Consider the following 21,986-nt stretch of genomic DNA (forward strand, 5'->3'; position numbering starts at 1 on the left):
GCGAGCTTGCTCGCGAATACGGTGGGTCAGTCACCTTCAATGTTGAAGGTGATGGCCTCTTCGCGGGCAAGCCCGCTCCCACAGGGTTTTGCGGTGTTAACGGGATCGCGCTTGAGCGTCAGACCGTATGCAGATACCAGTTGTACTCAAGGTCAGAGATCGAGTTCTCGAACTCGGCCAGCTCGCTTTCCTTGCACGCGACGAACACGTCGATGTACATCGGGTCGATGTAGCGGGCCATGACTTCGCTGTCGTCCAGCTCGCGCAACGCGTCGCGCAGGTTGTTCGGCAGGCTCTGTTCGTTCTGCTCGTAGCTGTTGCCTTCAACGGGCGCGCCTGGCTCGATCTGGTTGGTCAGGCCGTGGTGAATACCGGCCAGCACCGAGGCCATCAGCAGGTACGGGTTGGCGTCGGCGCCGGCAACACGATGCTCGATGCGCACGGCGTCGGCCGAACCGGTTGGCACACGGACTGCAACGGTGCGGTTGTCGATGCCCCAGCTCGGCGAGTTCGGCACGTAGAACTGCGCGCCAAAGCGGCGGTACGAGTTGACGTTCGGGCAGAGGAAAGCCATTTGCGCAGGCAGGGTCTCCAGCACACCGCCGATCGCGTGTCGCAGTGCGGCGTTCTGCTCGGGATCCTCGCTGGCGAAGATGTTGTTGCCTTCTTTGTCCAGAATCGAAATGTGCACGTGCAGACCGTTGCCCGCCTGGCCCGGATACGGCTTGGCCATGAAGGTGGTGTCCATCTCGTGGTCGTAGGCGATGTTCTTCACCAGACGCTTGAGCAGAACAGCGTAGTCGCAGGCCTTGATCGGGTCGGAGACGTGATGCAGGTTGACTTCGAATTGCGCCGGGGCGCTTTCCTTGACGATGGCGTCAGCCGGAATGCCCTGCTCTTTCGCGCCTTCGAGGATGTCTTGCAGGCAGTCGACGTATTCGTCGAGATCGTCGATCAGATACACCTGAGTCGACACCGGGCGCTTGCCGGAGACCGGCGAACGTGGCGACTGCGGACGGCCGTTCACGTTGTCCTGGTCGATCAGGTAGAACTCCAGTTCGAACGCGGCGCAGATGGTCAGGCCCAGTTCATCGAACTTGCGCACGACGTTGGCCAGCACTTCACGCGGATCGGCGAAGAACGGCTCGCCTTCGATCTCGTGCATGGTCATCAGCAGTTGTGCGGTTGGACGCTTCTGCCACGGCTCGATGCTCAGGGTGCCCGGGATCGGGTAGCAGATGCGGTCGGCGTCGCCGATGTCCAGACCCAGGCCGGTGCTTTCCACCGTGGAGCCATTGATATCCAGAGCAAAAAGAGAGGCCGGCAGGTTGATGCCTTTCTCGTAAACCTTGTGGAGGCTGGTGCGTTCGATGCGCTTGCCGCGCACCACACCGTTCATATCCGCAATCAGAAGGTCGACGTACAAAACCTCAGGATATTTCTTAAGGAATGCGTTTGCTTCGTTGAGTTGAACGGTACGCAGAGGGACCGACATGATGCACCTATTTAGCTGTTAATTATTATGTTCACTGCTGTTTCGCCGAGCCAGTCAATCCGAAAGGCAAAGTGAAGTCAATAGCGAACACCTGGCCGTTCAGCGTTTATTTTTCGGGCTTTTTTTAACACTCATGTGCCAATGCAGGCGCCACAAGGCCGGGAATCATGAAGATTTGATGAACGGCGTTTAGAATTTTTTACATGGCAGTTGTTAATTAAAATCAACGAGGCTAAGCTCCGGAAAAGCTCGTTCAAGTGTCAAACTTCGAGGTGAATAAAAATGGCATTCAAGCCATTGATCGGCGTTACTGCGTGCGTCAAACAGATTGGCCTGCACCCCTATCACATCAGCGGCGACAAATACGTTCGCGCTGTCAGCGTTGCGGCGCTGGGGTTGCCGGTGGTCATTCCTTCCCTTGGCAAACTGACTGAAATCGAAGACCTGCTCGGTCAACTCGACGGTCTGTTGCTGACCGGCTCGCCCTCGAACGTGGAACCCTTCCACTATCAAGGCCCGGCCAGCGAACCCGGCACGGATCACGATCCGGCGCGGGACGCCACCACCCTTCCTCTATTGCGTGCAGCCATTGCGGCGGGCGTTCCGGTACTCGGCATCTGCCGTGGCTTCCAGGAAATGAACGTGGCCTTCGGCGGCAGCCTGCACCAGAAAGTGCATGAGCTGCCGGGCATGCTCGATCACCGCGAAGCCGACAGCCCGGACGTGGCCGTGCAATACGCACCGGCGCATGCCGTGAGCGTGCTCGCTGGCGGTGTGTTCGAAGCGCTGGAGTTGCCGCGCGAGTTCCAGGTCAACTCGATTCACAGTCAGGGCATCGACCGCCTCGCGCCCGGCCTGCGTGCCGAAGCGGTGGCGCCGGATGGCCTGATCGAGGCGATCTCGGTCGAGCACAGCCCGACCTTCGCCCTCGGCGTGCAGTGGCACCCGGAATGGCAGGTGCTGGACAACCCGAACTACCTGCGGATTTTCCAGGCGTTCGGCGAGGCTTGCCGGCAACGGGCGGCGCGACGCAACCAGCGCTGACTCAACCCAGGATTTCAAAACTGTTTACTGCCCCCACGGGGTGGGCGGTTGCGCGTGTGCGCATCCGTCATCCGTGAAAACAACAAACCGTAATAACAACAAGTACGACCCAGGCAGCCAGGACGGCGGCGCCGACCAAGCCGGATCGTAGGAGCAGTGCCCGTCAGGACAACGCAAAACCCTGTGGGAGCGGGCTTGCTCGCGAAAGCGCTGTGTCAAGCAACAACGATGTCGACTGACACGACGCCTTCGCGAGCAAGCCCGCTCCCACAGGGGAATGTGATCCGACAGGAAATGCGCTTACAGGCTTGCAATCCACTTAAGCCCGGCCACGTTGGCCGAGCGAACGAAACCTGTTGGGAGTTTCACATGGCAAACGCCTCCAGCACTTACCGGAAGGCACTTGAAGGCCACCAGCAACCGAAAAAGGTTCTGGTGAAAGTCGATCGTGTCACCAAGAAGTTCGACGAAACCACGGCAGTGGACGATGTGTCCCTGGAGATCCACCAGGGCGAAATCTTTGCCCTGCTCGGTGGCTCCGGTTCGGGCAAATCGACCCTGCTGCGCATGCTCGCCGGTTTCGAGCGCCCAACCGAAGGGCGGATTCTGCTCGACGGTGTGGACATCACCGACATGCCGCCGTACGAGCGGCCGATCAACATGATGTTCCAGTCCTACGCGCTGTTCCCGCACATGACCGTGGCGCAGAACATTGCCTTCGGCCTCAAGCAGGACCGTTTGCCCGCCAGCGAAATCGACGCCCGCGTCGAAGAGATGCTGCGCCTGGTGCACATGACCCAATACGCCAAACGCAAACCCCATCAGTTGTCCGGCGGCCAGCGCCAGCGCGTCGCCCTCGCCCGCTCGTTGGCCAAGCGTCCGAAGCTGTTGCTGCTCGACGAGCCGATGGGTGCACTGGATAAAAAACTGCGCTCACAGATGCAACTGGAGCTGGTGCAAATCATCGAGCGCGTCGGCGTGACCTGCGTGATGGTGACCCACGACCAGGAAGAGGCCATGACCATGGCCGAGCGCATCGCGATCATGCACCTGGGCTGGATCGCCCAGATCGGCAGCCCGGTGGACATCTATGAAGCGCCGGTCAGCAGAATGGTCTGCGAATTCATCGGCAACGTGAACGCCTTCGACGGCACCGTGGTGGAAGACCTTGAAGGTCACGCGATCATCCACAGCCCGGACCTGCAACAGAAGATCTACGTCGGCCACGGCGTCAGCACGTCGGTGCAGGACAAGTCGATCACCTACGCGATCCGTCCGGAAAAAATGCTCGTCAGCACCATCAAACCCGAAGTCCGCTACAACTGGTCCGAAGGCAAAGTGCATGACATCGCCTACCTCGGCGGCCACTCGGTGTTCTACGTCGAGCTGCCGGGCGGCAAGATCGTCCAGTCGTTCATGGCCAACGCCGAACGCCGTGGCGCGCGTCCGACCTGGGACGACAAGGTCTACGTGTGGTGGGAAGACGACAGCGGCGTGGTACTGCGCTCATGAGAACCTTCAATCAGCAATTCCTGCGCCTGGTGCCCAGCGGGCGAAAGTTCGTCATCGGCATCCCGTTCATCTGGCTGTTCCTGTTCTTCATGTTGCCGTTTTTCCTGGTGATGAAGATCAGCTTCTCGGAAGCCGCGCTGTCGATCCCGCCGTACTCGGAGATCTACACCTACGCCGAACAGAAATTCCAGCTGATGCTGAACATCGGCAACTACACCATGCTCGGCGAAGACGAGCTGTACCTGTCGGCCTACCTCGGTTCGCTGAAAGTCGCGGCGCTGAGCACGATGATGTGCCTGGTGATCGGTTTCCCGATGGCCTATGCGATCACCAAGGCGAGCAAGGAAGCGCAAAACGTCCTGCTGCTGTTGATCATGATGCCGACCTGGACCGCGATCCTGATCCGCGTTTACGCGTGGATGGGCATCCTCAGCAACAACGGTCTGCTCAACGCGTTTCTGATGTGGACCGGGCTCACCGATCACCCGATCGAGATCCTCAACACCAACACCGCCGTGTATATCGGCGTGGTGTATGCGTACCTGCCATTCATGGTGCTGCCGCTGTACGCCAACCTGGTGAAGCACGACGGCAGCCTGCTGGAAGCAGCGTCGGATCTGGGTTCGAGCAACTTCAACAACTTCTGGAAAATCACCGTGCCGCTGGCCAAGAACGGGATTATTGCCGGCTGCATGCTGGTGTTCATTCCGGTGGTCGGTGAGTTCGTGATCCCGGAACTGCTGGGTGGCCCGGAGACGCTGATGATCGGTCGCGTGCTGTGGCAAGAGTTCTTCAATAACCGCGACTGGCCGGTGGCGTCTGCGCTGGCGGTGGTGATGCTGTTGATCCTGATTGTGCCGATTCTGCTGTTCAACCGCAGCCAGGCCAAAGAGATGGAGGCACGGGGATGAAACGCTTCGGTTTTTCCAAGTTCATGTTGATCTTCGGCCTGATGTTCATTTATCTGCCGATGCTGATTCTGGTGATCTACTCGTTCAACGCCTCGAAACTGGTGACGGTGTGGGGCGGCTGGTCGGTGAAGTGGTACGTCGGCCTGCTCGACAACACGCAACTGATGGGCTCGGTGGTGCGCTCGCTGGAAATCGCCTGCTACACCGCCATTGCTGCAGTGGCGTTGGGCACCCTCGCCGCCTTCGTTCTTACACGGGTGACGCGCTTCAAGGGGCGCACGCTGTTTGGCGGTCTGGTCACCGCGCCACTGGTGATGCCTGAGGTGATCACCGGTCTGTCGCTGTTGCTGCTGTTCGTGGCCATGGCGCAGTTGATCGGCTGGCCGCAGGAGCGTGGCATCGTCACGATCTGGATCGCTCACACCACGTTTTGTGCCGCCTATGTGGCGGTGGTAGTCTCCGCCCGCCTGCGTGAACTGGATCTGTCGATCGAAGAAGCCGCGATGGATCTGGGGGCCAAGCCGTTCAAGGTGTTTTTCCTGATCACCATTCCGATGATCGCGCCGTCGCTGGCAGCGGGCGGGATGATGTCGTTCGCCCTGTCGCTGGACGATCTGGTACTCGCGAGCTTCGTCTCCGGCCCGGGCTCGACCACGCTGCCGATGGAAGTGTTCTCGGCGGTGCGTCTGGGCGTGAAGCCTGAGATCAACGCGGTGGCTAGCCTGATTCTGCTGGCGGTGTCGCTGGTGACCTTCCTGGTCTGGTACTTCGGCCGCAAGGCAGAAGCCAACCGCAAGAAGGCGATTCAGGAAGCGATGGATCAGACAGCGAATGAGTCGTGGCAGCAGCCGCAACGCGCCGCCACTGCTTAAGCAACACCGATGAACAACTGTGATGAACAACTGTGGCGAGGGAGCTTGCTCCCGCTTGAGTGCGCAGCGCTCACAAGATTTTTGGGGCTGCTTCGCAGCCCAGCGGGAGCAAGCTCCCTCGCCACAGGTTTTACGTACACCCGGTTTGTGTTTTTGAATAAAAAGAATGGAGTTGTACCGATGAAAATGTTTGGCAGGACTCTGCTGACACTGTCCTTAATGGGCGCAATCGCCACGGGCGTCCAGGCCAACGACAAGGTGCTGCGTGTTTATAACTGGTCCGATTACATCGCGCCGGACACCGTCAAGAAGTTCGAAGACGAGACCGGTATCCAGGTGACCTACGACGTGTTCGACAGCAACGAGACCCTCGAGGCGCGTTTGCTGGCGGGCAAATCCGGCTACGACATCGTCGTGCCGTCCAACAGTTTCCTGGCCAAGCAGATCAAGGCCGGGGTCTATCAGCCGCTCGACAAAACCAAGTTGTCGAACTGGAAAAATCTCAACCCGGTGCTGCTGAAAAACGCTGCCGCCAGTGATCCGGACAACGCCCATGCGTTCCCGTACATGTGGGGCTCGATCGGCATCGGTTTCAACCCGGCCAAGGTCAAGGAAGTGCTCGGCGCCAATGCCCCGACCAACTCTTGGGACTTGCTGTTCAAACCGGAAAATGCAGAGAAACTGAAGGCCTGCGGCATCAGCTTCCTCGACTCGCCGACCGAGATGATCCCGGCCGCCCTGCACTACCTGGGCTACCCGGTGAACGACAAGGACAAGGCGCACATCCTCGAAGCCGAAGCACTGTTCATGAAGATCCGCCCGTACGTGGCGTATTTCCATTCTTCGAAGTACATCTCGGACCTGGCCAACGGCAATATCTGCGTGGCGGTCGGTTACTCCGGTGACGTGCTGCAGGCCAAGGCCCGCGCGGTGGAGGCCGGTAACAAGGTGCAGATCGACTACAGCATTCCGAAGGAAGGCGCCGGCAGTTTCTACGACATGGTCGCCATCCCGCGCGATGCGGCGAACGTCGACAATGCGTACCTGTTCATGAACTTCCTGATGCGTCCGGACATCATCGCCGAGATCACCAACAGCAACGGCTACAGCAACGCCAACTCGGCCGCCACGCCGCTGGTGGATGAAGCGATCCGCAACGACCCGGGTTCGTATCCGTCGCAGGCGGTGATGGCGACGTTGTATGCGGTGCCGGATCAGCCGATTGCCACCCAGCGAATCATGACTCGCGGCTGGACCCGGGTGAAGCTCGGTAAATAGGCCAAGCGCAGATCCAAATGTGGGAGCGAGCTTGCTCGCGAAAGCGGTGGATCAAGCCATACAGATGTTGAATGAGCCGACGCCTTCGCGAGCAAGCTCGCTCCCACAGGGTCGGTGTTCACTCGCAGAATCATTGATTTCCCGTTCCCGCAGCGCCTTACCACCGCTGCACTCGCATGAACGGCCTCACCTGGCTCCCTCGGCTCAGGTGAATTTCAGGCGCCCTCGGGCGCCTTTTTTTGTGGCTCAGATCAGCGGCCAATCCTGCAGAATCCGGTAGCGGCCCTTGTGCGATTCGAACAGGGCAAATCGCTCGGCACGCAGGAAAAATTCCGGCGGCGTTGGGGATTCCGGCGCCGGCGCGCGAAAATCCCGAGCCAATGTCAGGTGGGGCCTATACTCGCGATTCGCCTCTTCAAAGCCGAACGGCAACATGGCCTGCTCCAGCGCATAGACCAACCGCAACAACGCTTGCGGAGCCTGCTCAGGCGCCAGCGACAAGACCCCCGCCTTGTGCCAGACCTGCAGCCGATCCAGCGCAATCCGCAGCGCTTCGCCGGGAGTGCGCACTTTGTCTGCGGCCTCACACACCTCACCTATCTGCGCCAACGGCACCGCCCCGAGAAACAGCAGTGTCAGGTGGAAGTTGTCCGCAGGCACCGCTTTGCCGGTGCGCAACCCCAGATCGGCGCGCCACTGAGCGATGGCCTTACGTTGTGGCAGCGGGCAGTCGAGGGCGAAAAACAGTCGCTTGAACGGTTCATCCCTGCGCGCATCATCGGTCATGGCCCTGCTCCTTCGCTCGTTGATCGGCCGATTCTACACAGCCTTCTCTGACGACTGGCGACACCCGGCTATAGTTCAAGGATTGCCATCGAACCGGAGGTCGCCATGCGCGAGATCCTCAGCAAAGAACCGTGGTGGGCCAGGCCACCCTCCCCCGGGCAGGATGAAAGCGAGCTGGAATGGGGCTGGCTGGTGCATTACAGCGAAGGTGAGCCGCGCTTCGAATTCGTCCACGAGCGGCCAACGGAAGAGCAAATCCGCAACCGCAAAAGCTGCCGGATAACCCCCTCCCCAGAGTGATCACCCTCCCATGTGGGAGCAAGCCCGCTCCCACACTGGATTTGTGGCGTGCCCATGATCGTCGCCATCCGCAAAACCCTGTGGGAGCGTGGCTTGCCCGCGAAGAGGCCGGCACATTTTGCAAACCCGCTGACTGACACACCGCCATCGCGAGCAGGCTAACTCCTGCACGGAATCTGGTGAGTTTCAGGCTTCAAGAATGTTCTTGAAGCCACCAAAGATCATGCGCTGACCATCAAACCCCATCGGATTGACGTCCGGTTGCATACGCGGGTCTTCCATCATCTTTGCCATGCCGGCATCGCGGGTGGCCTTGTCTGCCCAGATCAGCCAGCCTGACGCCACGGTTTCACCTTCCTTGAGTTTTACCGCCATCGGGAATGACGTGACCTTGCCCTCCGGCACGTCATCGCCCCAGCACTGAACCACCTCCTTCGCTCCGTATTCCTTGAACAGTTTCGCGGCGATCTCACAGTGTTTTTTGTACTGTTCGCGATTAGCAGTCGGCACGGGTGCTACAAAAATATCGATGTAAGCCATGATCACTCTCCTTGCACGTTGGGTTCGATCTGCCGGGTAGTCGATTCCGGCGGCCGCCATTCGACACGGTTGACGCCCAGTCCGACCGACGGTTGCTCTGCCCCGCCGAGGCTGCCTTCGACCTGCCCGGCGATATGCAGCGTACCGGCCATGACCCCGGTGGTCGGGTTCTGCAGCAGTTTCAGCCAGGCCTTGTCGAACGTGCTGCCCAGGCTGCTGCGAATCAGCGCTTCGCTGTCGGGCCGGTCACTGGCCTGGATGATCGCGCGGATGCCCGCCACACCGATCGAGATCACCCCGCCGACCAACTTGCCCGCCGCAGCCGCCACGGCACTGGCCGCCCCGCGCGGGGCCATCTCCGCTTCCATCCGCTGGCTGGCACGCTTGGCGACCGGCGCCATGCCGGCGTCGGTTCCAGCGATGCCCTTGCTGCCGCCCTCGGTGTGAATCTTGTCGATCAGTGCGGCATACGCCGGCAGCGTGTTCAGCGGTTCGGTGCTGACGATCTGATACAGCGAAGCATCCCGTGCGGGCGGCGGCCCCAGGGCAATGGCCGGGACTTTCTGCAGGTGCCCGTAGAGCTGGGCCACCGGCACACCGTAACGCTGGGCGATGAGTGGCATTTGCTTGGCCATCAACTGCGCATAAAACGCCGTAGCCTGACCGAGGATCGCGTCCGGATCGATCTCTACCGCCACCGGCGCCAGCACTCTTTTCTGATATTGCTCAAGCAGATAGGTCGCCAGGCGCTTGGTCGACGCATCCTGTTCGCCGCTGGCGCTGATGGTGTACCAACTGACTTTCATCGACAGCCATTCCTGGGTCCAGTAGCTGCTGAACCACGGAATGAAATTTTCTTCAGTTTGCTCATAGACGCGAATACGCCAATGTTCCATCGAACCTTGGGCAAACACCCTGACCTGCTCGGTGGACTGCTGCGAGGCGCTGACGATGTCGCGGTCGATTTGCTGCCAGGTCGCGGGTGAAACCACCACGGCCGGCGGCGTCACCGGGGCCCGCGCCGAGGAGGCGCAGCCTGCCAGCAGCAACAGTGCGGCGACGCTCAGCGCACGCAGGTTCACGGTGGTGGAGTCCTTGAATGGAGAAAACAGATTTGAGTATAGGTGCGGGTATTGGGCCATTTGTCGGTTGTGGCCAGGCTGGCCCCAGCGAGCAGGCTCGCTCCCACTTTGAAATGCGCTCCCATGTGGGAGCGAGCCTGCTCGCGATGAGGCCATCAGTCCCGCTGAGAACCTGACCATCAACGCCGTCGATATTCACCATCGCCACGATTACCTTCCGCCCGCCAGCCGGCAGAGGCACGATTCACCCATCCGAGACGCAACGAGGAGTACCCATCATGATTCGCACCATCACCCTCTCCGTGAGCTTCCCGGTGTTCGGCAGCAACTACTACGACCAGCAGGTCGTCTCGCGCAAGACCCAGGCGCTGCTGTTCAACGAAGACTTCGACGATGTGCTGATGCCCGCCGCGAGCAATCACTTCAGCAATGAAGTGGTCGGCATCAACGATCAGTTCCGCTTTCTGAGCGACATACTCGCCACCCATTTGCTGGATCTCGAGGCCACCGCGCCTGCGCATTCCAGCGTCCGGGCGAGCGCTCATTTTTAATTGCCCTTCCCCTGCAGAAAATGCCGAAGGCTGCTTCTGCAGGGGCTTTTAATTCATGAGCCCTTCGCATAACTCTATAGCGAAAATCCGCAAAAACCTTTTCCTCTGATCATGGGTCAGTCTTGAAATGAGACTGGCAAACATGCCGGCGCGCCCGTTTGGGTCATTCAATACCCTGCCGCCTGATAGAGAGGAATTGAAGCATGACGCTTTCCAGACGCAAATTTCTGATCCTGGGCGCCGTAACGGCCGTGGCGTTTGCCATGCCGCCCTTCATCAGCCTCAAGGCCTATGCGGCCAATCTGGAGCAATCGGCCATGAGTAAAGTGACGATTCAAGTCAACGGTAAACCGCAATCCCTGGAAGTCGACAACCGCACCACCCTGCTCGACGCCCTGCGCGAGCACCTGCATTTGACCGGCAGCAAAAAAGGCTGCGATCACGGCCAGTGTGGCGCCTGCACGGTGATCGCCGACGGCCGCCGAATCAATGCCTGCCTGACCCTGGCGGTGATGCAAGACGGCAGCGAGATCACCACCATCGAAGGCCTCGGCATGCCCGACGCACTGCATCCGATGCAGGCCGCGTTCATCAAGCACGACGGTTACCAGTGCGGCTATTGCACGCCGGGGCAGATCTGTTCGGCGGTGGCAGTGCTCAAGGAAATTCGCGATGGCATTCCCAGCCACGTCAGCCCGAGCCTGACCGAAGCTCCACAACTGATCGCCAGCGAATTCCAGGAGCGCATGAGCGGCAACATCTGCCGTTGCGGCGCCTACTCGAACATCATCGAAGCGATCACTGAAGTCGCGGAGGTGCCGGCATGAGAGCGTTCAATTACAGCCGCGCCGACTCCGCAGCCGCAGCCGCTGCACTGGCGGCACAGGTCGAAGGTGCGAAGTTCATTGCCGGCGGCACCAACCTGCTGGACCTGATGAAACTCGACATCGAAACTCCGCCGCACCTGATCGACATCAACCACTTGGGCCTCGACCAGATCGAAGCCACCGCCGAGGGCGGCTTGCGCATTGGCGCGCTGGTGCGCAACACCGATCTGGCCGCCGACGGCCGCGTACGCAAGGACTACGCCCTGCTCTCCCGCGCCTTGCTCGCCGGGGCCTCTGGCCAGTTGCGCAACATGGCGAGCACCGCCGGCAACCTGCTGCAACGCACCCGTTGCCCGTACTTTTATGACGTCAATCAGGCCTGCAACAAACGCCAGCCCGGCAGTGGCTGCGCAGCGATTGGCGGGGTCAGTCGGCAACTGGGGCTGATCGGCGTCAGCGACGCCTGCATCGCCACCCACCCGAGCGACATGGCGATTGCCATGCGCGCTCTCGATGCGCAGGTTGAAACGGTGAAGCCGGACGGCAGCACGCGAAGCATCGCCATCGCCGATTTCCATCAACTGCCGGGCAACACGCCGAACATCGAAACCAGCCTCACGCCCGGCGAGTTCATCACTTCGGTAACCCTGCCCGCCCCGGTTGGCGGCACACACATTTATCACAAGGTGCGTGATCGCTCGTCCTATGCCTTCGCGCTGGTGTCGGTCGGTCTGATCCTGCACAAGGACGGCAGCGGCCGCGTGGCGGTGGGTGGCATCGCGCCGAAACCGTGGCGGGTTGAAGCCGCCGAAGCATTGCTGCCTAAAGGCGCAAAAGCCGTCAGCGAACGCCTTCTCGACGGCGCCACGCCGACCCACGACAACCAATTCAAACTGACCCTGGTCGAGCGCACGCTCGGCTCGGTGTTGGCGCAAGCGAGGGACGAGGCATGAAATTCAACACGCCCGCCACCACCAATCCGATCGACCAGTTGAAGGTGATCGGCAAACCCACCGACCGCGTTGAAGGCCCGCTGAAAACCAGCGGTCAGGCACCTTATGCCTATGAGCAGCACGAGGCCGTGGCGAATCAGGCTTACGGTTTCATGGTCGGCTCGGCCATCGCCAAGGGCCACATCAGCCATATCGACCTCGACGCTGCCGAAGCCGCGCCCGGCGTGCTGGCTATCGTCACCGCCGCGAATGCCGGCAAGCTCGGCAAAGGCAAATACAACTCGGCGCCGCTGCTCGCCGATTCCGAGGTGCAGCACTATCACCAGGCTGTGGCACTGGTGGTCGCCGAGACCTTCGAACAGGCCCGCGCCGCGGCGCAACTGGTCAAGGTCGACTATGTCACGGCCAAAGGCGAATTCGAGCTGGCCAACGTGCGCGACCAAGGTGTCGAAGACGACGAGTTGCCCGACGTCACCCACGGCGATTTCGACTCGGCTTTCGCCGCCGCGCCGGTGCAGTTCGACCAGACCTACACCACACCCGACCAGTCCCACGCGATGATGGAGCCGCATGCGACACTGGCCTCGTGGAAAGGTGATCAACTGACCTTGTGGACGTCGAACCAGATGATCGCCTGGAGCGTCGGCGACGTCGCCACCACCCTCGGCCTGCCCAAGGAAAACGTGCGCCTGATCTCGCCGTACATTGGCGGTGGCTTCGGCGGCAAACTGTTCATTCGTGCGGACGCGATTCTCGCCGCCCTCGGTGCACGCCTGGCCAATCGCCCGGTGAAAGTTGCCCTCGCCCGCCCGCAAATGGCCAACAACACCACCCACCGCCCGGCCACGATCCAGCGCATTCGCCTGGGCGCGACGGCAGACGGCAAGCTCAGCGCGATTGCCCACGAAGGCTGGTCGGGCAACCTCAAGGACGGCAAGGTCGAAGTCGCCGCGCAGCCGAGCCAGTTGCTGTACGCCGCCGAGAACCGCCGAGTGACCATGCGCCGGGCGCCACTGGATTTGCCCGAGGGCAACTCCATGCGCGCGCCGGGTGAAGCACCGGGGCTGATGGCGCTGGAAATCGCCATGGACGAGATGGCCGAGCAGCTCAAGCTCGACCCGATCCAGTTCCGCATCCTCAACGACACGCAGGTCGATCCAGTGAAAACCGAGCGCCCGTTCTCCCAGCGGCGACTGATCGAATGCCTGCAGACCGGCGCGGAAAAATTCGCCTGGAACCAGCGCAACGCGACACCCGGCAGCCGTCGCGAAGGTCGCTGGCTGATCGGCATGGGCGTCGCGGCAGCGATCCGCAATAACCTGTTGCTCAAGTCCGGCGCGCGGGTGCGGCTGGAGCACGATGGCAAGGTCTCGGTGGAAACCGACATGACCGATATCGGCACCGGCAGCTACACCATCATCGCCCAGACGGCCGCCGAGATGATGGGCGTGCCTCTGGCGGATGTGACCGTGCGTCTGGGCGATTCAACCTTCCCGGTGTCGTCCGGCTCTGGCGGCCAGTTCGGCGCCAATTGCTCGACCGCCGGGGTCTACGCCGCGTGCATGAAACTGCGCGAAGCAGTGGCGACGAAGCTGGGCATGACCGGGGGTGACGTCGAGTTCGCCGACGGTCAGGTACGCGCCGCCGGCAAGACCCTGCCGCTGCGTGACGCCGCAAAAAATGGTGCCGTCGAGGCTGAGGACAGCATCGAGTTCGCCGACCTTGCCAAGCAGTATCAACAGTCGACTTTCGGTGCGCATTTCGTCGAAGTGGCGGTGGATGCTGCTACCGGTGAAGTCCGCGTGCGACGCATGCTTGCGGTGTGCGCGGCGGGACGGATTCTCAACCCGAAAGCCGCGCGCAGCCAGGTGATCGGCGCGATGACCATGGGCGTTGGCGCAGCGTTGATGGAGGAGCTGGCGGTGGACAAGCGCTTGGGCTTTTTCGTCAATCACGATCTGGCCGGATACGAGGTGCCGGTGCATGCCGACATCCCGCATCAGGAGGTTATTTTCCTCGACGAGACCGACCCGATTTCTTCACCGATGAAAGCCAAGGGCGTGGGGGAACTGGGGATTTGTGGTGTGAGCGCGGCGGTGGCGAATGCGATCTACAACGCCACCGGGGCGCGGGTGCGCGAGTATCCGATTACGCTGGACAAGATCCTCTCTTCGTTGCCGCCGATGATCTGAAGCAGCTGCACAGAATCGCCCCTCCCTGCGCAGAGAGGGGCGTTCTCCATCACCAGCGATACGTCGCCGATGCCACGGCGGTGCGCGGATTGCCATACAGGCAACGGGTCGCGTCGTAGCAACCGGAGATGTAGTCGTCGTTGGTCAGGTTGGTGACGTTCAGCGCCAGTTTCCACGGCCCGGTCACATAGTGCGCCGAGGCATCGAACACGGTGTACGACGGGATGTTCAGCGAGTTGTCCGCCGCTCCCGGATTGCGTCCGACATAACGTACCCCAGCGCCCAGACCGAAGTTCTTCAACCAGCCGTCATGGAAGGTGTAATCGCCCCACAGCGACGCCATGTTGCGCGGGATCGGGATGAACGTCGGGGTCTTGCCTTCGCTGACGTCATTGGCCTTGGTGATCTTCACGTCCTGATAGGTGTAACTGGCGATCACGTCCAGCTCACGGCTCAGGCTAACCGTGCCTTCCAGCTCGAAACCACGGGAGCGGATTTCACCGGTCTGCACCGAGTAATTCGGGTTGACCGGGCCGGGCGTCAGCACGTTGGTCTGGGTGATCTGGAACACTGCGGCGGTCACCGAAGCGTTGGTGTCCTTGGGCGCGAACTTGATCCCGGCTTCGTACTGCTTGGCCTCGGTGGGGTCGAACGGTTTGCCGTTGGCATCCAGACCGGCGTTCGGGGTGAACGCGGTGGAGTAACTGACGTACGGCGCCAGGCCGTTGTCCGCCAGATACACCAGACCGGCACGGCCGCTGAAGGCTTCATCTTTCTGGTTGGTCGTGGTGTGTGCCAGATGATCCTGGGTTTCGCTGGTGGCCCAGTCATAGCGACCGCTGAGGGTCAGGCGCCAGTGGTCGTCGAATTTCAACTGATCCTGCAGGTACAGACCGGTCTGATTCAAAGTCGAATCGATGTTGCTCGGGTAACTTTTGTCCGGGTCGTTGAACACCGAACGGTCGAACGGCACGAATACCGGGTTATACGCATTGACCGGTGCCGCGAGGGCATAGACCTCTTTGTCGGTGGCATCCTGATGCTGGTAATCCAGACCCAGCAGCACCGTGTGATCGATGCCGCCAACGCTGAAATCGGCCTGCGCCTGATTGTCCACGGCCCAGCGTTTGTAGGTGAAGTCGGCGATGCCGGCCCAACGGTCGATGGTCGTCAGCGAGCCTTCCTGGAAGCCGCCGCCGTAGATCATGTTGTCGTTCAGATCGAGGTGTGAATAACGCAGATTCTGCCGCACTTGCCAGGTGTCGCTCAGGCGTTTGGAGAATTCATAACCGAATGAGTACTGGCGCTTTTCGTACTTCTGGAAGTCTTTGTCGGCCTCAAAGATGTTGCGCTTGATGTGGCCGTTGGGGTTGTAGTCGATGGTGCCAGCCGACGGATAGAAACCGTCTCCGGAGTTGCTGTCGTCGTACAGATAACTGGCCAGCAAGGTGAAGCGGGTGTCGTCGTCCGGCGCGAAGGTAATCGACGGCGCCAGCGCCTGGCGTTTGTCCTGCCACGGGGTGTCCTTGATGTCCTGATCGCGCAGCACGCCGACCATGCGGTACGACCACACGCCCTGATCGTCGAGCGGGCCGGTGCTGTCGAAGTTGATCTGCTTGCGCGCATCGGTGCCGTACTGCACGCCGACTTCGTTGGCTGCCACCGCGCTCGGACGCTTGGACACCTGGTTGATCACGCCACCAGGATCACCTTGCCCGTAGAGCACGCCGGCCGGGCCACGCAGCACTTCAACGCGTTCGAGCATGTACGGATCGACCATCCAGCTCGCCAGGTTGATGGTGGTCGGCAGTTGCAGGCTGTCGAGGTAAGTGGTCGGCGAGAAACCGCGAATCACTGTGTACCAGTCCGAACGATTGTTGGCGCCATAGCTCGACACGCCCGGGGTGTAACGCAACGCTTCGTTCACCGACTGCACGCCTTGCGCTTCCATTCGCTCGCGGGTGATGACCGAAATCGATTGCGGGGTTTCGTGGATCGGTGTGCCGGTCTTGGTCGCGCTGATGCTGTTCTGCGCGACGTAGCCGTCAACCGGCCCGAACGGTCCATCGACCACTTCCGGCGCACTGATCGACAGACTGTCGAGTTGCACCTGGCCGGCCCCCGACGGCAATGCCTGCAAGCGGTAAGTCGAACCGACCTGCACGGCTTCCAGACCGCTGCCACTGAGCAGCCGCGCCAGCGCCATTTCCAGGGTGTAGCGACCGTTCAGGCCCGGGGTCTGCTTGCCACGGGTCAGCGCCGGATCGAACGCCTGCGCCACCCCAGCCTGCTCGGCCAACGTACTCAGAGCCACGCTCAGGTCACCGGCCGGCACCGCGAAGGTTTGCACGCGGCTCTGGGCGACACTGGCGTCGTCAGCGACCGCCGGCAGCGCGGCACCGGCGAGAAAGATCGGAAACAGCGCGGCAGCGAGTGGATGCAGCCGGACAACGGGGCGGGTCATGGTGGATTCCTGAAAGTTGTTTTGGTTTCTCAGGCCATGACGGGTGAGTTCGGGAAAGGGACAGTGGACCGTTGATTTATTTTTTAGACCACCGAAATCCACTGTAGGCGTGAGCCTGCTCGCGATGGCGGCGTGTCAGTGAAATTGATCTCGACTGACACGACGCCATCGCGAGCAGGCGCACGCCTGCAGGTTTTGTATCGGGTTCAGGATTCGGGTTTGATCAACACCAGCCAATCGGTAAAACGCTGCACGCGGATCGGCAGGTTGGTCTGCAAGGCCGCCAGCGCCGCGTTGCTGTCGCCGAGCGGAAACGAACCCGACACTCGCAGTCCGGCCAGCGCCTGCCGATCAAAATGCATGACGCCCGAGCGATATCGCGCCAGCTCATCAAGCACTTCCACCAACGGACGGTCGTCAACCTTGAGCACGCCGCGTGTCCAGCTCGCCGGGTCGCTATGGCCCAGTGACGTCGGGCTGTCGACATGGTCGGCAAACACCGTGGCCTGCTGACCGGCCGCGACACGCACAGCGTTCTCCGGATGCTCGACCGGGCGTGCGGCAATCGCCGATTCCAGTACGGTAACCCGGGTCTGCCCGGCTTCGCGACGCACCAGAAACTGCGTGCCAAGTGCTGTCACGGTGCCGTGCTCGGTGCGCACCACGAATGGCCGCTGCGGGTCCTTCGCCACCTCGACCCACAGTTCGCCGCGCTTGAGATCGATCAGCCGTTGCTGGCCGTCGAAATGCAGGTCCACCGCCGAGTCGCTGTTGAGCTTCAAATGACTGTGATCGGCCAGCATCAAATCGCGCCGCTCGCCCACGGCAGTACGTTGGTCCGCCAGCCACACCGGCCCCTGCTGCACGCCTTGCCACGCCACGCTTGCGGCGATCAGCACAGCCAGGCACGTGCCGGTGCGGCGCAGGGTGCTGCCGCGTTTCGATGTCAGCACCCGGTCAAGGGTCTTGCGCGCGCGGCCCTTGGGCAAGCCGTCAAAACGCCCCCATAGCAACGCCAGACGTGATGCCGCCAGCGCATGACTCGGGTCGGCCTCGCGCCATTGGGCGAACGCCTGACGCTGCTGCTCACTGGCCTCGCCGGAATGCAGCAGCGACAGCCATTGCGCCGCTGCGACCACCGTTTCATGACTCGGCTCCGACCCGCTGATCACGGCGCACCGCCATACAACGCGACATAGCAATGCACCATGACCTGAGCGATGTACTGCTTGATCATGCTTTTTGATACGCCGAGATGTTCGGCAATTTCGGCGTGGCTCCAGCCATCCAGACGATTGAGCAGAAACGCCCGGCGCGGTTTCTCCGCCAGACCTTCGAGCAGACGCGCGATGGATTCGAGCAATTCGATGATCTGATGGAAATCTTCCGGGCTGATCGCCGCCGCGTCTTCGCTTTCATGCGCGAGCACCGCCAGATACGCCCGCTCCAGCTTGCGCCGGCGCTCGCCATCGATCAGCAGACGAATTGCCGTGGTCGTCAGGAAGGCCCGTGGCTCCTGCAAACGCTCGGGCTCGGCGAGAGTCAGCACGCGGATAAAGGTGTCCTGCGCCAGATCCGCCGCCCGTTGCGAACAACCAAGCTTTTTGCGCAACCAGTTCTGCAACCAGCCGTGATGGTCGCTGTAAAGCAACGACAGCAATTGATTGCGCGGGGATTGGGCGGAAGGAAAATCAGCGGGCACAGCGGCATCCTGGAGGGGGGCAACCTACATGAATGCGAATATATTTCATTTGGTAACCAGTGTCACTACGCACGAAAAACGCTAGCGCACTTGCATGGGGTACGAGGGGTCAGGGCGTCATTCCGCTTTCTGATACTGCGCATCAGTGACCTGTTCCATCCAGTCCACCACCTTGCCATCGAGCACTTCGGCGATCGCTATATGGGTCATCGCGGTATGCGCCGCAGCGCCGTGCCAATGCTTGGCGCCGGGAGCGATCCACACGGTATCGCCAGGGCGAATCTGCCGAACCGGCTGACCCCACTCCTGCACAAAACCGGCGCCGGCGGTGACGATCAACGTCTGCCCCAACGGATGGGTGTGCCACGCCGTGCGCGCGCCCGGCTCGAAGGTCACCGTGGCGCCGCTGACGCGGGCGGCATCGCTGCCCTTGAATGGCGCGTCGACACGCACCGTACCGGTGAACCAGTCTGCCGGGCCCTTGGCCGAGGGCTGAGAACCGTTGGCGGTGACGATTACACGTGGGACCTGCGCAGTTGCAATTGAATTCATCACAAGACTCCAAAGTTGTACGAGAGCTCCTACAGGGAACTTGCGTCACTTTACCGAGCCAGACTCTTCAGATAATCGACTAGAATTCGAAAAAACTTATGCAGGACACTCATCAATGCTTCGAGAAAACGCCAGTGACCTGCTCGCCTTCCTCGCCGTGGCCCGCGAGCGCAGTTTCACCAAAGCCGCGGCCAGACTCGGCGTCTCGCAATCGGCGCTCAGCCATACCATCCGCGCCCTCGAAGCGCGCCTGGGCCTGCGCCTGCTGACCCGCACCACGCGCAGCGTCTCCCCGACCGAGGCCGGCGAACATCTGCTGCAGACCATCGGTCCGCGCTTCGAAGAGATCGAACTGGAACTGGCCGCCCTGAGTAACCTGCGCGAAACCCCGGCAGGCCGGATCCGTATCAGCGCCACCGACCATTCGCTGAACTGGTTGCTGCGTCCGGTGCTCAAGGAATTTCTGCCCAAGTACCCGGACATCTCCGTCGAGGTGTGCTGCGACTATGGCTTCGTCGACATCGCCGGGCAAGGCTTTGACGCCGGTGTGCGCCTGGGCGAAGACGTGGCACAAGGCATGATCGCCACCCGCATCGGCCCCGACATGCGCATGGCGGTGGTCGGTTCGCCGACCTACTTCACCCAGCGTGAAAAGCCGCAAACACCGCGTGACCTCACCGCCCACGCCTGCAACAATCTGCGCCTGCCCACCAACGGCGGGCTGTACCCCTGGGAGTTCGAGAAGGACGGCGAAAGCCTCAAGGTGCGTGTCTCCGGGCAAGTCACCCTCAACGGCGTCTACCCGCTGCTCGACGCCGCACTCGATGGCTTCGGTCTGAGCTACATCCCGGAAAACATTGTTGCGCCGTATCTGGCCGACGGCAGCCTGTTGCAAGTGCTGAAAGACTGGTGCCCGACCTTCGCCGGTCATCACCTGTACTACCCGAGCCGGCGTCAGGCGGCGCCGGCGTTTGCGTTATTGGTGGAAGCGTTGCGGTATCGCGGCTGAGTTCACCACAGCGCTTTGGTGTAGGTGATGAGGATCCGTGTTTCATCGGCATCGCGGCTGAACGACGAGCGATAAGTCGCATTGCGCAAACGCAAGGCAACGTCCTTGAACGTGCCGCTCTGGATCACGTACTTGACCTCGGTATTGCGTTCCCATTCCTGGCCGGTCTTGCCGGCCACTTGCGCATGATCGGCATCGATGTAGCGGCTCATGAAAGTCAGACCGGGAATGCCCAAGCGCTCGAAATCGAAGTCATAACGCACTTGCCACGAGCGCTCCTTCGCTTCGGCGAAATCGCCGATCTGCGCATAGTTGACCAGGTAAGCATCGCTGCCTTCGACATAGGGAAACGCGCTGTCGCCGAGCATCGCCTGATAGCCGACGCTGACCTTGTGCCCGCCCGCGGCGTAACCGATCAGGCCGTTGAGCGACTGATTGCGGATCTTCCCGGCCTTGGCCGCGCCCTGGCTCTCGCTGGAGAAAAACCGCAGGTCGCTGCTCACCGTGCCGCCGGCCATGGGCCGCGTATCGGTGAAGCCGACGAAGTGTTGATCGTAGACATCGCTCAACGACGCGTAGTGATAACTGACCTTGAGGTTGTCGTTCACCTGCCGATCCACGCCGACCAGATTCAGGTGCGCGCCCTGGGCATTGGTGACGAAGCGGTTGTTCTTGTTGTTCAGCGCAATCGGCTCGTAGCTGGTGTCATTGCGCCCCTTGACCCGATCCAGTTGCCCCGCCGTCAGCACCACACCCGGCAGATCCTGCGAGATCACCATCGCCCCCCGAAACGACTGCGGCAGGATCATCCCGTCCTGCGGGCGCAGTGTCGGCAGGACCGGGATCAACGACCCGGCCTTCAGCTCGGTTTTGGCGATTTTGACCTTGGCCGTCACTCCCAATTTGCCGTACTCACTGGCTGCGCGCCCATCACTGCGCACCGGCAACAAACCGCTGCCGGCGCGATCGGGACTGGAATCCAGACGCACACCAACCATGCCCAGCAGGTCGACCCCAAACCCCACCAACCCCGGCGTATACCCGGACTCGAACTTGAGCATCAGGCCCTGTGCCCACTCCTCGCGTTTTGATTGCAGGGTTGACGGCCCGTCGCGGAAATCCCGATTGAAGTAGACATTGCGGGTTTCGAACGACGCATGAGAGTCGGCGAAAAAATCCGCGTGAGCTCCGTTGCTGAAACTTGCCAGCAGCAATGCGCCGGCCAGGGTCGACAATCCATTGCGCATCCCCGAATGAATGAATGCAGTCACGGCGACACCTATGAAGTTGTTCGTAGAAGACTCAGGCAAACCCGTATCCCCCTGTGGGAGCGGGCTTGCTCGCGAAAGCGCTGTATCAGGCAATGAAGGTGCTGGATGCGCTGACGCCTTCGCGAGCAAACCCGCTCCCACAGGGCAGATTTGTGGGTCAGAAAGACCGGGCGAGCATCGCGATCAGCCGCTCACCAAACAGCGTCAGTGCCACGCCCAGCAGCACCACCACTGCGCCGGCGATCTTGATCGATGCCGCCGGACGCACCACTGCGCCCAGCCAGCCGAAGTGATCGATCGCCACCGACGACAGCAACTGCCCGGCGATGACCAGCACCAGCAGATTCGCCAGACCGATACGCGGCGCCAGCCACACGGTGCAGAAAATCGCCCCGGCACCGAGCACGCCACCGACCAGACGCCAGCCGGGTTGCGCCGGGATCACACTCAAGGCATCGCCAAGACCACCGCGCATCCATGCCAGTGCACCCAGCACCAGCATGCCGCTGAGAAACGAGTAGAACGCCGCCGCCAGCGTGTTGCCGGTCATGGCCCCGGCCAACTGACTGTTAACCGCCGCTTGCACGGCAATCGCCACACCGGCCAGCAAGGCCAGAGCAAAGGAAATCAGGATCATGACCGTGC

The 21,986-nt window shown here is 61.4% G+C and carries 21 protein-coding genes; 11 read left to right on the forward strand and 10 right to left on the reverse strand.

Features of this window, described 5'->3' with window-relative positions:
- Positions 1-118 precede the first annotated feature (118 nt).
- Positions 119-1,495, reverse strand: coding sequence for a glutamine synthetase family protein (locus V9L13_RS10010; RefSeq protein ID WP_003226100.1), 1,377 nt, complete (start codon positions 1,493-1,495; stop codon positions 119-121).
- A 282-nt stretch (positions 1,496-1,777) separates the two neighbouring features.
- Here V9L13_RS10010 and V9L13_RS10015 point away from each other — a divergent pair, with 282 nt between their 5' ends.
- The 5 genes from V9L13_RS10015 to V9L13_RS10035 all read left to right on the forward strand — a co-directional run bounded on the left by V9L13_RS10015 (position 1,778) and on the right by V9L13_RS10035 (position 7,112).
- Positions 1,778-2,539, forward strand: a complete 762-nt coding sequence (locus V9L13_RS10015; RefSeq protein WP_103486745.1) for a gamma-glutamyl-gamma-aminobutyrate hydrolase family protein — start codon at positions 1,778-1,780, stop codon at positions 2,537-2,539.
- A gap of 369 nt (positions 2,540-2,908) precedes the next feature.
- Complete coding sequence (gene potA / locus V9L13_RS10020; RefSeq protein WP_003226103.1) at positions 2,909-4,051, forward strand: polyamine ABC transporter ATP-binding protein; 1,143 nt, start codon at positions 2,909-2,911, stop codon at positions 4,049-4,051.
- Positions 4,048-4,962, forward strand: a complete 915-nt coding sequence (locus tag V9L13_RS10025) for an ABC transporter permease subunit (RefSeq protein ID WP_003226104.1) — start codon at positions 4,048-4,050, stop codon at positions 4,960-4,962. Before potA ends, V9L13_RS10025 begins: the two co-directional genes overlap by 4 nt.
- Positions 4,959-5,834 carry an ABC transporter permease subunit gene (locus V9L13_RS10030; RefSeq protein WP_003226106.1) on the forward strand — a complete coding sequence of 292 codons (876 nt, stop codon included), beginning with the start codon at positions 4,959-4,961 and terminating at the stop codon, positions 5,832-5,834. The genes V9L13_RS10025 and V9L13_RS10030 overlap by 4 nt, the downstream gene beginning before the upstream one ends.
- A 180-nt stretch (positions 5,835-6,014) precedes the next feature.
- Positions 6,015-7,112 (forward strand): polyamine ABC transporter substrate-binding protein, encoded by a 1,098-nt coding sequence (locus V9L13_RS10035; protein ID WP_201137244.1) that lies wholly within the window; start codon positions 6,015-6,017, stop codon positions 7,110-7,112.
- A 246-nt stretch (positions 7,113-7,358) separates the two neighbouring features.
- Here the strand turns inward: V9L13_RS10035 and thpR are convergent, their stop codons facing one another.
- On the reverse strand, positions 7,359-7,898 hold the full coding sequence (gene thpR, locus V9L13_RS10040; RefSeq protein ID WP_338802394.1) for an RNA 2',3'-cyclic phosphodiesterase: 540 nt from the start codon (positions 7,896-7,898) through the stop codon (positions 7,359-7,361).
- Between the two features lie 105 nt (positions 7,899-8,003).
- On the opposite strand from thpR, the gene V9L13_RS10045 reads away from it, so the two are divergent.
- A complete protein-coding gene (locus V9L13_RS10045) occupies positions 8,004-8,198 on the forward strand; it encodes a hypothetical protein (RefSeq protein WP_103521551.1) in 195 nt (64 codons plus the stop codon).
- A gap of 186 nt (positions 8,199-8,384) precedes the next feature.
- Here the strand turns inward: V9L13_RS10045 and V9L13_RS10050 are convergent, their stop codons facing one another.
- Positions 8,385-8,738 carry a DUF1428 domain-containing protein gene (locus V9L13_RS10050; protein ID WP_338802395.1) on the reverse strand — a complete coding sequence of 118 codons (354 nt, stop codon included), beginning with the start codon at positions 8,736-8,738 and terminating at the stop codon, positions 8,385-8,387.
- 2 nt (positions 8,739-8,740) lie between these two features.
- Entirely contained in the window at positions 8,741-9,820 is a 1,080-nt protein-coding gene (locus V9L13_RS10055) for a hypothetical protein (RefSeq protein ID WP_338802396.1), read from the reverse strand.
- A 278-nt stretch (positions 9,821-10,098) separates the two neighbouring features.
- Here V9L13_RS10055 and V9L13_RS10060 point away from each other — a divergent pair, with 278 nt between their 5' ends.
- The 4 genes from V9L13_RS10060 (at position 10,099) to paoC (ending at position 14,343) form a co-directional block, all read left to right on the forward strand.
- Positions 10,099-10,371 (forward strand): hypothetical protein, encoded by a 273-nt coding sequence (locus V9L13_RS10060; protein WP_003226119.1) that lies wholly within the window; start codon positions 10,099-10,101, stop codon positions 10,369-10,371.
- Between the two features lie 203 nt (positions 10,372-10,574).
- Complete coding sequence (paoA, locus tag V9L13_RS10065; protein ID WP_103484837.1) at positions 10,575-11,198, forward strand: aldehyde dehydrogenase iron-sulfur subunit PaoA; 624 nt, start codon at positions 10,575-10,577, stop codon at positions 11,196-11,198.
- Positions 11,195-12,151, forward strand: coding sequence for a xanthine dehydrogenase family protein subunit M (locus V9L13_RS10070; RefSeq protein ID WP_338802397.1), 957 nt, complete (start codon positions 11,195-11,197; stop codon positions 12,149-12,151). Before paoA ends, V9L13_RS10070 begins: the two co-directional genes overlap by 4 nt.
- Positions 12,148-14,343: an aldehyde oxidoreductase molybdenum-binding subunit PaoC gene (gene paoC / locus V9L13_RS10075; RefSeq protein ID WP_338802398.1), complete on the forward strand. Its 2,196-nt coding sequence runs from the start codon at positions 12,148-12,150 to the stop codon at positions 14,341-14,343. Before V9L13_RS10070 ends, paoC begins: the two co-directional genes overlap by 4 nt.
- Before the next feature lie 49 nt (positions 14,344-14,392).
- Here paoC and V9L13_RS10080 read toward each other — a convergent pair whose 3' ends face one another.
- The 4 genes from V9L13_RS10080 to V9L13_RS10095 form a co-directional block, all read right to left on the reverse strand.
- The gene (locus V9L13_RS10080) at positions 14,393-16,807 is read right to left on the reverse strand and encodes a TonB-dependent siderophore receptor (protein WP_338802399.1); all 2,415 of its coding nucleotides are present in this window, start codon (positions 16,805-16,807) and stop codon (positions 14,393-14,395) included.
- Between the two features lie 206 nt (positions 16,808-17,013).
- Positions 17,014-17,976 carry a FecR family protein gene (locus V9L13_RS10085; protein ID WP_338802856.1) on the reverse strand — a complete coding sequence of 321 codons (963 nt, stop codon included), beginning with the start codon at positions 17,974-17,976 and terminating at the stop codon, positions 17,014-17,016.
- Complete coding sequence (locus V9L13_RS10090) at positions 17,976-18,509, reverse strand: sigma-70 family RNA polymerase sigma factor (protein ID WP_003226129.1); 534 nt, start codon at positions 18,507-18,509, stop codon at positions 17,976-17,978. Before V9L13_RS10090 ends, V9L13_RS10085 begins: the two co-directional genes overlap by 1 nt.
- A 117-nt stretch (positions 18,510-18,626) precedes the next feature.
- The gene (locus V9L13_RS10095) at positions 18,627-19,061 is read right to left on the reverse strand and encodes a cupin domain-containing protein (protein WP_338802400.1); all 435 of its coding nucleotides are present in this window, start codon (positions 19,059-19,061) and stop codon (positions 18,627-18,629) included.
- A 115-nt stretch (positions 19,062-19,176) separates the two neighbouring features.
- On the opposite strand from V9L13_RS10095, the gene V9L13_RS10100 reads away from it, so the two are divergent.
- Positions 19,177-20,070 (forward strand): LysR family transcriptional regulator, encoded by an 894-nt coding sequence (locus V9L13_RS10100; RefSeq protein ID WP_338802401.1) that lies wholly within the window; start codon positions 19,177-19,179, stop codon positions 20,068-20,070.
- Between the two features lie 2 nt (positions 20,071-20,072).
- Here V9L13_RS10100 and V9L13_RS10105 read toward each other — a convergent pair whose 3' ends face one another.
- A complete protein-coding gene (locus V9L13_RS10105; RefSeq protein ID WP_338802857.1) occupies positions 20,073-21,317 on the reverse strand; it encodes an OprD family porin in 1,245 nt (414 codons plus the stop codon).
- 181 nt (positions 21,318-21,498) lie between these two features.
- Positions 21,499-21,978 (reverse strand): DMT family transporter, encoded by a 480-nt coding sequence (locus tag V9L13_RS10110; RefSeq protein ID WP_338802402.1) that lies wholly within the window; start codon positions 21,976-21,978, stop codon positions 21,499-21,501.
- Between the last annotated feature and the right edge of the window lie 8 nt (positions 21,979-21,986).

This window comes from Pseudomonas sp. RSB 5.4, assembly GCF_037126175.1.
GTDB lineage: Bacteria > Pseudomonadota > Gammaproteobacteria > Pseudomonadales > Pseudomonadaceae > Aquipseudomonas > Aquipseudomonas fluorescens_H.